The sequence below is a fragment of the Puniceicoccales bacterium genome (assembly GCA_031283585.1).
Classification (GTDB): Bacteria; Verrucomicrobiota; Verrucomicrobiia; order Opitutales; family LL51; genus JAIRTH01.
The window spans coordinates 129,423-141,162 of sequence record JAITBP010000003.1; the positions used below are offsets into that span (position 1 = coordinate 129,423).

Sequence of the window (11,740 nt, forward strand, 5' to 3'; positions counted from 1 at the left end):
GATCTGGTTATCTACTATAGGGTTCTATCGATCGAGATCATTATAGAATCTGGGATAACCCATTTATCCTGACCATCTTCTTTTATTTGTTTTGGGGCTGTCTTACTTTCCCATTGACCATCATTGGTAATGTATAGGTACCTTAGCCCATTGCAGTTGTTTAGTATTTCCACTTCGGTGGGGGTATCAGAATCGGTGCTATTGGAGGTCTTATAATGAATGGATAATTTTTTATCATTTAGTACTAGCCAATACTCTACATGTTTAATATCGGTATGATTGGTGTCTGCAACAAACGGTTGATAGTTGCTATAGGCCTTCCAATGCAGATAGGTGGTGAGGTCGTTGCCAGTTGGCAAAGGTGAAAAATCCATTTCATATACAGATTCGAAGAGTGCTTTGAGTATTTCTTCGGTGATGATTCTGTTTGCCGAATATTCTTTTTCTCTGTACAAATCCTGCTTTTTTTCTCGGCTCCACATGGTCATGAATGTTATTACTGTGGACGCACAGCCGGTAAGAACTATAGCGCCTATGCTCAGTGCTAATAACATTTCCATTAAGGTGAATCCGCGAGATCTCCTCATAATTTTCGCCATAGTTTAGGGATTGTATTGCCGATGTCAAATGAATGAAATTGGATTATTTATTAAAAAGCCTTGACTGGCTAGGGTCATGATACTTAGATCTATATCTATTGTTATTGTAATAGATTAAAAATGGCACAACCAAAAAGAAAACAGTCCAAGCAAAGAAGTCGTAAAAGGCGAGGAGCCAATAGGTTCGTTGTGCCGCAATTTTCCGTAGATAAATCCGCTGGAGGGTTGGTTAGACCTCATTACGTAAATCCTGAGACTGGTATTTATAGAGGCAGACAGGTTATTGATTTGGACGATGATGCTGAGTAGTCCACAGTTTTCTGATGTATAATCAACAAAGGTCTGTTGCCATTGATGTAATGGGATCTGATGCCGGGCCTGAAGAAATTCTTCAGGGTATTTTAATGGCTGTGGACAGCTATGCTGAGTTAGCCAACATCGTATTGGTTGGTGATAGTGAAATTATTACCAAATACATGGCCAAGTACAGGTGCGCCAGATCTGAAAAAATTTCTGTGGTTCATGCCTCGGAGGTAATAGCCATGGACGAAAAACCATTGATTGCGCTTAAAACCAAGAAAGATTCATCTATGTTAAAAGCCATAGAGCTTGTAAAAAATGGCTCTGCTTCGGCCATGTTGAGCTGTGGCAACACTGGTAGTTTAATGGCAGGAAGTACGCTGAAGATAAGAATGAAGGATGGCGTTGATCGACCGGCCTTGGCATCGATTATACCTTCAATGGATGGCCGTTTTATACTAGTAGATGTGGGTGCTAACCCAAATTCCAGTGTTATCAATATGGCGCACAATGCCGTGCTTGCGTCAGTGTATTGTAAGTCTACGTTGAAAATTGAAAAGCCAAGGGTTTCGCTTTTGACCATAGGCACCGAGGAAGGAAAAGGTAATGATCTGACCCAATTGGCCCACGAAGTCCTCAAAAAAATGAATGGATTGATTTCCTATATTGGGTTAGTAGAAGGATTTCAACTTTTTGACAACTATGCCGATGTGGTTGTCTGTGACGGGTTTGTTGGAAATATATTGCTGAAGGCTTTGGAAAGTGTCGCTTTTACATTGGCCAATGGCCTAAAACATGAGATTAAAAAAAATCCACTTCGAATGTTTGGAGCTTTGTTGGCTAGTGGAGCATTTAGGGCTTTAAAGTCCAGGTTAAATCCAGAAAAATATGGTGCAGCTCCGTTGCTTGGTCTGAAAGGAATCGTCCTAAAAGCCCATGGATCAAGTAATAAGAATGCCATAAAAAATGCGGTTAAGATAGCTTCCGATCTTTCCATCAATGGCATAAACGAAATGGAGCTTGATTTGATTGCCAAGACCAACGAGATTATCGGTCTCTAGGTTTTATTGCTTGTAAAAAAAAGATTGGCATCAATTATCGGCCTAGATTATGCCTGAAGCTATTTATATAAATGGGATTGGATCCTATCTCCCAGAAAAAATTTTGACTAACTACGACATTGCTAGGGTTGTTGACACTTCAAATCAGTGGATAGTTGAGCGCACAGGCATAGAATCTAGACACATTGCTGCCGAAGCGGAAATGACATCTCATATGGGCTTCATGGCTGCCAAGGCCGCATTGGTTGATGCGAACCTGACTCCGGCAGAAATAGATATGATAATACTGGCAACCATGGCTCCTGATATGCTGTGTCCCTCAACCGCTTGTATTGTGCAAAACCTCTTGGGTTGCAGTCAAATACCAGTCATGGACATCAGCGCGGCCTGTTCGGGATTCCTGTACATTTTAGATGTGGCCTGTAGTTATTTGCTAAGCCACAAGAATTACAAAAATATTCTGATTATTGGTAGCGAGAAGCTATCATCGATGGTTGACTGGGAGGATAGGTCAACCTGTATTTTATTTGGGGACGGAGCCGGAGCTGCCGTGATAAGTAAAGGAGATTATCATGGGGTTATGGATGTGCTTATCGGTGCCGATGGCTCGGGTGCCTATATGTTGACTATACCAGCAGGTGGTTCAGCCAGACCAGCTTCCGAGATGACTGTCAAAAACAGAGAGCATTTTATAAGAATGGATGGTCAAGAGGTCTTTCGCAATGCCATAAAATATATGGGCGAGGCTATTGATATGGTTTTGAAGAGGAACAACCTAGCCATCGATGACATAGCCTGTGTGATCCCTCACCAGGCTAATATTAGGATAATAAATATGATCGCCGAACGGTCCAATATTGGCCAGGATAAGCTGTTTTGTAACATCGATCGTAGAGCAAACACCTCGGCGGCTTCTATACCCATAGCATTGGCCGAAGCTGCAAAGATTGGAAGGATTAGGTCCGGAGATCTGATTTTGCTTGTGGCGTTTGGCGCTGGAGTGACCTGGGGTGCATCTATTATAAAATGGAAGTAGTTTTTGATTGAGAATATGTAATTGGTAATTTTACTGTGGGGCATTTAACCCTAGGACATTTGCATGTTGAATAGACGTTTAGTTTTTTGTTATTTATCTCTTATATCTTGTGCTGTAGTTACTTCTTGTACAGTTCCCCGGGAAGCTACCCACCAGGGCAGTCGTAGAGCAAGGATACTTGCGAAGAACGCCTGGAGCCCTGATATGGTCATAAAAAAGTTTATGGAAGCTGAAGATCTTTACAGGCGAGGCGATCTTAAAGGGTCTCTAAAAATATGTGATAAAATTATAAAAAAACATAAGGATTCGCCAATCATTGCCGATGCACTGTTTTTGAGTGGTGAAATTTATCTGGCTAGGCATCAATACAATGACGCCTCGGATGCGTTTAATGAAATAGTATTAAAGCATAATAATAGTCCACTTTTTGAAGCGGCAGTTGTAAATCAATTCGATATAGGCCGAGCGCTGCACAGAGGTGATAGGCCTCATTATTTTGGTGTAATCCCTGGGTTTAAGGATCGCAATTCTGCTGTAAAATATTATGAGAAAGTCATTAACAATGCGCCATTCAGCAACTACGCCCAGGATGCACTTTTTAATATTTATAAACTACAAAGAAGGGCAAAAAAGTACGATTTAGCCTTTGTCGCTCTGGACAGACTAATAGACGAATATCCCACTTCAACTTTGTTGCCCAGGGCCTATCTGGAGCTTGCCGATATGTACGAGTCTTTGGGTAAGGGGCCTGACTATGACCAGGAAGCGGTTTCTCTTGCGTTGAATTATTACAAAGACTTTATAGTTCTGTTTCCGACCCACGAAAGTGTTGGTTTTGTAAAGGAACGCATCGATAAATTATCCGCAGAGCTTATAGAAACTAACCTTAATATCGGAGATTTTTACTATAATGCCAAACATAATCCGAAGGCTGCCTATATTATGTATAAAGCCGCCTCGGAAATTGATGGTGGCGATGACATTAAGAGCGAAGTACAGGCCAAGATGGATGGTCTTATTGCCGGGGTGCCACCGGCCAAGACACCGGTGGATTTCCTGTTTAAAAAATATAAGGGCCAGGATATAGCAGAGTGGGTCAATAATGGTTGTGTAGATGTTTCTAACAATAATGTCATTCAAAAAGATATGACACAGATTGGCATTGAAGGGTCCGCAGAGCAATCCGGGTCAGCCGATGCAAGTAATGGATTTGAACAGACGCAACATGATATAACTCAACCCATCGCAGCCGATGATGAGACGCCTTATACCGACGAGGTTGCCGAGGATGACTTCGAAGATAATGTGATGCCGAATGAGGATGATCAAATAGACTGATGTTTAAAATATTTGCACATTGCCTGGTGATTTTTGCTTTGCTGTTAGGTGGTTGTACTTCAAATTACCATCTAGGCAAAAGCGAAACGCTTCCGTTTAAAAGTATATGCGTGCAAATAGTTGGCAATGAGTCGCTTGTTCCACAAATACAAGCTGTTATCACGAAAAGATTGGGTGATGAATGCGCCAAAGATAGCAGATTGGTGGTAACCAGTGATGCCGATGCAATTCTAAATGTGGTCATTCTTAGCTCTAGGCAAAATACATCGGCCACGTCTAGCAGCGATACAGGCTTAGCTTCTTATCTAACCATTTCGCTCAGTGCAGCTTGTACGCTAATCGATGGGAAATCCGGTACGGAGTATTTTTCAAAGGAAATTGTTTCCACCGAAGCGGATTTGTTGGTCGATAACGACTATCAGGCCAGAAAGGACCAGGTTATGCCAAAGATTTGCGATGAGTTGGCAAAAAAGATAGTCAACATGGTTATTCATCCTTGGATTGCCTATGAACCAAAAATTGATAGTTCCGTCAATATTTGCCGGTAGCCATTCCAATTTACTGGCAACCCTGGCCACGATCAATGAAAGTGGCGTTAATATGGTGCATCTGGACATAATGGATGGTCATCTTGTGCCAAACCTGAGCTTTGGGCCAGAAACTGTTGCCGAACTTAGAGCGGCGAGTGATTTGTTTTTTGATACCCACCTAATGCTGATGAATCCCGAGGATTTTGTGAAAAAATTTATTGATGCAGGTTCGGATTGCCTGACGATTCATGCCGAGTGTTCTTCGGACATTAGGTCTGTTTTTGATACTATAAAATCTGCCAATCGTCGCGTTGGCATTGCAATAAACCCAGGAACAAAAATTGACACAATTATCGATTATCTTAGCTATGTAAATGTGGTGACCGTTATGTCCGTATGGCCAGGGTTCTGTGGCCAAAAATTCGAACCATCGGCCATTGATAAAATAAAACGCTTGGCTGCGTTTAGAAAAATAAATAACCTGGAGTTTCTTATAGAGGTCGATGGAGGTATCAATGAAGATAATTGTAGCATTTGCTATGATGTTGGAGCTGATATAGCCGTGGTCGGAGCATCTTTTTTCGAAACAGAGGATAAGTATAATTTTATTAAAAATATGAAGATGAAGTAAAATGGAAAGAGCATTTGTTAAACTACCATCACAGGAAATCGCTGAAAAAATCAATGAGTTCATCCAGCGCAAACAATTACTTGAATGGGTCATCGAAACCGAAGCCAGTGGTATCACATTGAGTGGATATTTCCCCAAGGTCAGCAACGAGGATATTACGGTAATAACCAGTGAGTTTACCTCACTAAACCTGGGAATGTTTAGGGTGGAGAAAGTTGTGAAGAAAGATTGGTCCAATGAATACAAGAAATTTCTGACCCCATTTAGTATTGGTTCATTGCATATCGTACCAGTGTGGGAGAAAGAAACCTATAACGTTCCAGCCGGTGAACTTGTTGTTTATATAGATTCGGAAATGGCATTTGGCACCGGAGCACATGAAACAACAAAATTATGCCTGGCTAGAATAATAGATTTCAAAAATCTGTTCCGTGATATGCTATTTCTTAAAAGCTTCATAGATGTTGGCTGTGGATCTGGAATTCTATCACTTGCTGCAGCAAAAATTGGCGTAGCCAATGTCTATGGATTTGATGTGGATGAACATTCGGTTGAGGTTAGCAGGAAAAATGCCAAGGTAAACGAGGTATCCAATGGCATTGAATTTGTTGTCGGAAATATACAGGAATGTATACTTGGCCATCAGGCCGATATGATTTGCGCCAACATATTGGCACCCACACTAATGGAGAATGCATCAATTCTTGTGAACACCATCAAACAGTACGGTATGCTGTCACTTAGCGGTATATTGATTGAAGAAAGTATGGCTGTCAAAGATGTTTTTGAGCCACTCGTCAATAGGTATTGGGATTCTTTCATGCTTAGTGAAAGAAAAAATGGCTCCTGGATCGAAATTTGTTATATGCGAGGCTAGATTTTTATGGAAATAAAAGGGTAATATGCGTGGCTTTATCTTGTAAAAAGACACTGGACAATATGTTGATAATGAGTGACATAATCCCGGTAGTGTGGTACTTTTCTCATGAGTGATAATAATTATGGAATACATGGAATATTTAAGTATTTACGATATTTAAAAGGAGCCGAGATTGAGATATTTATGGCGGTATTATTCGGTGCAATTACCGGTATTGCCAGTGGATTGGGTGTGCCAGTTGTTCTTGAGGTTGCTTCTAATAAGGTATTTAATCAATCCAATGTGCCATCTTCGGTCATTGCAGTGTTCTGCATATTGCCATTTATAATAATAACAATCAGGGGTGTTTCTGCGATAATAAGCTCCTATTTCATAGCATCATGTGGTCAAAAAATAATAGAGGGAATCCGGGTCCTGATATTTAAGAAAATGCAAAAATTACCATTGGCCTATTTTTATCGTGTACCTCCAAGTGATCTTATTTCCCGATCGATCAATAGTACAACTATCATTCAAAATACACTAATAGAGATTTCGCACGATTTGATAAAACAGCCCATGACTTTGCTTGGGGCCATATGTTCTCTTATATATCTATGTATCCGACAGTCGGACGTGGCAATATTGATGCTGTTTATCTTTGCGGTCCCAGTTATTATTATACCTGTACGTAGATTTGGCAGAAAGCTTCGGGAAAAATCTGGAAAAATGCAAGGTGAAACGGCCAAAATTATAAATAATCTGAACCATAACCTTGCTGCAATAAAAGAAATAAGAGCATTTTGCCTGGAAAGCTATTTCACATCCAAGTATAGATTGGCCTGCCATGCTTTTTCCGAAGCTTTTCTCAAGGTTGTGAAATATAACATGTTGATATCACCTGTGGTTGAAATTATTGCCTCGATTGGAGTGGGCATCGCCATGTTCTATTTATATGAAAAAGGTATCAAAACGAATATCTTTTTGTCATTGTGTGGAGCTCTATATTTTAGCTATGAGCCAATAAAAAGGATTGGTTGGTTAAATGGTAAGGTCCAGGAAGCTATGGCCGGCATAGACAGGATAGAAAATATACTTAATGAGCCAGAAGTTATAAGTGATCCGATTGTTCCTGTTAAAATCAACCGATTGCACGGTCACATAAAATTTAAGGATGTAAAATTTTATTACGAAGAAAATAAAAATGTTTTTGATGGTATGAATTTGGAGCTGGAAGGTGAAAAAATTTATGCCATTGCTGGCCATAGTGGTGCCGGAAAATCCACATTGGCAAACCTGATTATGCGATTTTATGATGTTAACGCAGGAAGTGTAACCATCGATGGCATAGATGTGAGAGAAATGGCGATTAAGGATTTGAGAAGAAACATCGCTATTGTCCCACAGGAGCCTGCACTGGTGAATGATACTGTATTTAACAATATAATCTGGGGAAACCTGGCCGCTACCAAAGAAGATGTAATACAAGCTGCTAAAAAAGCGTTTGCCCATGACTTTATAGAAAAGCTAGATGACTGTTACGATACGATTGTTGGAGAAGATGGAAGCTTTTTATCCGGCGGACAAAAACAGCGGTTGGCACTGGCCAGAGCATTTTTAAAAAATTCTCAGATTCTGATCTTCGATGAAGCCACGTCGGCGTTGGACTCTGATAGCGAGCACAAAATCTATAAGGCAATAGAAAAGCTGGTGAAGGATAAAACTGTGATAATTATCTCACACAGGTTTAGCATGATGTCCATCGTTGATCAGGTAATCGTGATAGACTCGGGTAGGGTCGCTGAAATTGGTACACCGGACGAGTTGCTAAATACAAAATCATCCATATATAGGCATCTCTATGACAATCAAAATTTGATGAAATAAATATCATGAGAAATCTTTCCAATGGCAGGATATTGGTAACCGGTGGCGCAGGCTTTATCGGTAGCCTATTGATATGGGAATTGAATAACCGCGGCATAGAAAACATAGTGATCTGTGATCGGCTAGGTAAAGATGGTAGATTCAAGAATATAATTCCATTGCGTTTTGATGACTATATCGATGCCGACGAGTTGCTAGGGAAAATAACTACCAATGATGGCAAACTGAAGGATCTGGACACGGTGTTTCATCTTGGAGCCTGTGCAGTGACCGCAGAGGCAGACTGTGACTATCTAATGAAGAATAATTTTGAGTACACGAAAGCCCTGGCGAAGTTTGCGCTGGCCAATGACTGCAGATTTGTATATGCTTCATCAGCAGCGACCTATGGTGATGGAACCGGTGGCATGTCGGACGGTGATGATAATCTCTACGATCTTAGACCATTGAATATGTATGGCTATTCGAAACATCTGTTCGATTGCTATGCCAAACGCCATGGATTTTTGGATAAAATATATGGCTTGAAGTACTTTAATGTTTTTGGTCCAAACGAAAATCACAAGGGTGACATGATCAGTATGGTACGAAGAGCCTATGACCAAATCATTGATAACGGAGCTGTGAATTTGTTTCGGAGCTATAGAAACGATTACAAAGACGGTGAGCAGCTCAGGGATTTTATCTATGTGAAAGATGCTGTAGACATCACGATATTCCTAGCAACGGTGGATTCCATAGCCGATGGAAAACCGACTGGCGGTCTGTTTAATGTTGGTTCCGGTGAATCTCATAGCTGGATCGAGTTGGTAACACCTATCTTCGAAACCCTGGATATTCCAGTGAATATAAACTTCATAGATATGCCCGGATGGCTGGTTGACAAATATCAATATTATACCAGAGCAGATCTGGGAAAGCTAAGAAGGCTAGGGTATACCAAAAAAATGACAAAATTGAGCGATGCGGTCATCGACTATGTTAAAAATTATCTTATACCTGACAGGTTGGTTGGGTATTAATTGGCTAGGTTATGTCTTCTGGTGATATGCTAAAAGTTGAGCGATTGACAAAGAAATATAATGGCATGGCCGTGATAGATGATCTTTCGTTTTCTGTGAAAAGCGGTGAAATTGTCGGACTATTAGGACCAAATGGGGCAGGTAAGTCAACGGTACTAAACATAATTGCTGGGTTAGTGGATGCAACCAGTGGTAACATAGAAATTTGCGGAGACTCGGTGCCCTACGATGACTATGCAGCTAAGAAACATATCGGGTTTTTGACCGAAAAAAATCCATTGCCAGAAAAGCTACGGGTTGGTGAGTTTCTAAGATTACGTGCGGCTTTGAAAGGTATTCCCAGTGCCTTGATTAGATTACATGTGGAAAAGCTAATGCGTATGACCGATGTTTTTAGAAAAGCTCGTTATCGTGTAATCGGTACCTTATCAAAAGGGTACAAACAGAGAATTGGTATCGCCGATGCTTTCCTTGGAAATGCGGAGCTGATTATGTTGGATGAGCCAACCATAGGTCTGGATCCGCATCAAATGATAATTTTCAGAGATCTTATTGAAACTTTCCGTGGCAAAAGAACGATGCTAATCTCAAGCCATCTACTGTCGGAAATCGATGCACTCTGTGACCGTATAATAATAATAAATCATGGAATTTTGGTTGCCAGTGGAACCATCGACGAATTAAGAAGCAAATTTGCCCATAGTGAGTCGATAAAAATCAAAGTGCTGGGCGATATTAACGCCATCGATAGGTTTAAGCATAGGGTCAAAGGCTGCTCGTTTTCTGAGATAAATACCGATATAGCTAGCAATGTACATGAATTTAGTATAACGATAGACAGCAGAGTCACTTCCGGTGATCTGAGGGAAAAAGTTGTGCATTTTGATGGTTGGAAATTAATTGAAATGTCAGAAAAAAAACTTTCGCTGGAAGAAATTTTTTTGGCGGCCACAGAAAGATGTTGGGATAATCCTAGTTCGTTATGAAACTAGGAAGATTTTACTTGCCTAGTGGATGCTTGCTAGTAAGTTTCGCCGAATCTCATGTATGATATAGAAAAAACAAAAGACTCTTGCCAATTGATGGCATGGATTGTATGGCTCGCAGCAGTTTTTTTTTATTTTTATGAACTGTTCGTAAGAGTTGCCCCGGGTGCAATGCTGCAGGAAATGCAGGCCTACTATGGCGTAAATGCCGGCACATTTGGTATGGCATCTGGTGTATATTACTATGTGTATGCTCCGATGCAGTTGGTAGCCGGTGTTATGCTCGATAGACTGGGTGGTCGAGTTATTATGGCCTGGGCAAGTATAATTGTAACGATTGGTTGTACGATTGTTTTATTGCCAATAAATTCGGTGGTAGTTTTTGCTCTGGCTAGATTTTTCATGGGGTTTGGTTCGGCGTTTGGATTCATAGGTGTTATGTATCTTGCAACGGTATGGATCCATAAGGGAAAACTGTCACTGGTTTCCGGATTGACGACAGCAACTGGTTTTATTGGCGCCATATTGGCTCTGAAGGTAATACCGGATTTCGTATTTGATATTGGCTGGAAAACCTGCTGGAAACGTTCGGCTTGCTTTGGTGTACTTTCAACAGCTATTCTTTTATTATTTGTTCCAAAGACTCCGGTTTGGGAGCAGAAAAGAAAAGAAGCCAACTTCGAAGAATTTTCAGATAAAAACTTTTTAACCGGCTTCCTCGAAGTTATTAAGAACTCACAGACCTGGGTGCTCGGGATAGTTGGTGGTTTACTATATATGCCGACGACGGTTTTTGGCGATCTCTGGGGAAAGGAATTTGTTGAATCCGTATGTGGCGTATCAGACGGCGGAATGGCTACAGCTATGTTGTATACAGGTTGGCTGTTCGGTGCACCATTCTGGGGGTTCATATCAGACAAGAGCGGATTGAAGAAATCGTTGTTGATTTTTAGTACAATTTCCTGTCCATTGCTTATGACAATAATGCTGTTGCTTGATGACATTTCTCTGGATACAATCAAGATTTTATTGTTTCTCACCGGATTTGTTTCTGCGCCCCAGGTGATATGTTTTGTCGCTAGCATAGAGATCAACCCCAAATATGCCAGTGGTAGTGCCATAGCAGTGGTTAATATGATTGTGACATTTGTTGGTGGATTATTACAGCCAGCGGTGGGTTATATATTGGATATGCTGTCAGGTAATTCTGACACACATAATTATTCATCGACGGATTTTAGAATAGCGATGGCGGTGATGCCAATAGCAGTTGCTCTGGGGTTTTTTATCACATTGCTCATAAAATTAAAGCGAAAACATGAATAAATTAGTGATTAGCTGTGTAGAGATGCATGGATATTGATTCTGCAATCTCGGTACCTAGTTGTATCACCGCTTGTTCCATTCCAGACACTATGTGAACATATTTGTTGTTGTTCTGCTTTTCTTCTTTCTTTTCATCATCATCACTATTATCGTCGGATATGTACG

Annotated in this window: 12 protein-coding genes; 11 read left to right on the forward strand and 1 reads right to left on the reverse strand. The window is 40.7% G+C overall.

Going from position 1 to position 11,740, the window contains the following annotated elements:
- Positions 1-14: 14 nt before the first annotated feature.
- Positions 15-599 (reverse strand): prepilin-type N-terminal cleavage/methylation domain-containing protein, encoded by a 585-nt coding sequence (locus LBB20_00890; protein MDR2735385.1) that lies wholly within the window; start codon positions 597-599, stop codon positions 15-17.
- Between the two features lie 120 nt (positions 600-719).
- Here LBB20_00890 and rpmF point away from each other — a divergent pair, with 120 nt between their 5' ends.
- The 11 genes from rpmF (at position 720) to LBB20_00945 (ending at position 11,575) form a co-directional block, all read left to right on the forward strand.
- The gene (rpmF, locus tag LBB20_00895; GenBank protein ID MDR2735386.1) at positions 720-908 is read left to right on the forward strand and encodes a 50S ribosomal protein L32; all 189 of its coding nucleotides are present in this window, start codon (positions 720-722) and stop codon (positions 906-908) included.
- A 14-nt stretch (positions 909-922) separates the two neighbouring features.
- The gene (plsX, locus tag LBB20_00900) at positions 923-1,960 is read left to right on the forward strand and encodes a phosphate acyltransferase PlsX (GenBank protein ID MDR2735387.1); all 1,038 of its coding nucleotides are present in this window, start codon (positions 923-925) and stop codon (positions 1,958-1,960) included.
- Positions 1,961-2,009: 49 nt separating this feature from the next.
- Positions 2,010-2,996 carry a ketoacyl-ACP synthase III gene (locus LBB20_00905; GenBank protein ID MDR2735388.1) on the forward strand — a complete coding sequence of 329 codons (987 nt, stop codon included), beginning with the start codon at positions 2,010-2,012 and terminating at the stop codon, positions 2,994-2,996.
- 63 nt (positions 2,997-3,059) lie between these two features.
- On the forward strand, positions 3,060-4,334 hold the full coding sequence (locus LBB20_00910; protein MDR2735389.1) for a tetratricopeptide repeat protein: 1,275 nt from the start codon (positions 3,060-3,062) through the stop codon (positions 4,332-4,334).
- Complete coding sequence (gene lptE, locus LBB20_00915) at positions 4,334-4,882, forward strand: LPS assembly lipoprotein LptE (protein MDR2735390.1); 549 nt, start codon at positions 4,334-4,336, stop codon at positions 4,880-4,882. Before LBB20_00910 ends, lptE begins: the two co-directional genes overlap by 1 nt.
- Complete coding sequence (gene rpe / locus LBB20_00920) at positions 4,842-5,495, forward strand: ribulose-phosphate 3-epimerase (protein MDR2735391.1); 654 nt, start codon at positions 4,842-4,844, stop codon at positions 5,493-5,495. The genes lptE and rpe overlap by 41 nt, the downstream gene beginning before the upstream one ends.
- Position 5,496: 1 nt before the next feature.
- Complete coding sequence (locus LBB20_00925) at positions 5,497-6,372, forward strand: 50S ribosomal protein L11 methyltransferase (GenBank protein ID MDR2735392.1); 876 nt, start codon at positions 5,497-5,499, stop codon at positions 6,370-6,372.
- 108 nt (positions 6,373-6,480) lie between these two features.
- Entirely contained in the window at positions 6,481-8,241 is a 1,761-nt protein-coding gene (locus LBB20_00930) for an ABC transporter ATP-binding protein/permease (GenBank protein MDR2735393.1), read from the forward strand.
- Positions 8,242-8,246: 5 nt separating this feature from the next.
- Positions 8,247-9,263, forward strand: a complete 1,017-nt coding sequence (gene rfaD / locus LBB20_00935; protein MDR2735394.1) for an ADP-glyceromanno-heptose 6-epimerase — start codon at positions 8,247-8,249, stop codon at positions 9,261-9,263.
- Between the two features lie 11 nt (positions 9,264-9,274).
- Complete coding sequence (locus LBB20_00940; protein MDR2735395.1) at positions 9,275-10,249, forward strand: ABC transporter ATP-binding protein; 975 nt, start codon at positions 9,275-9,277, stop codon at positions 10,247-10,249.
- Between the two features lie 57 nt (positions 10,250-10,306).
- On the forward strand, positions 10,307-11,575 hold the full coding sequence (locus LBB20_00945; GenBank protein ID MDR2735396.1) for an MFS transporter: 1,269 nt from the start codon (positions 10,307-10,309) through the stop codon (positions 11,573-11,575).
- Positions 11,576-11,740: the final 165 nt, after the last annotated feature.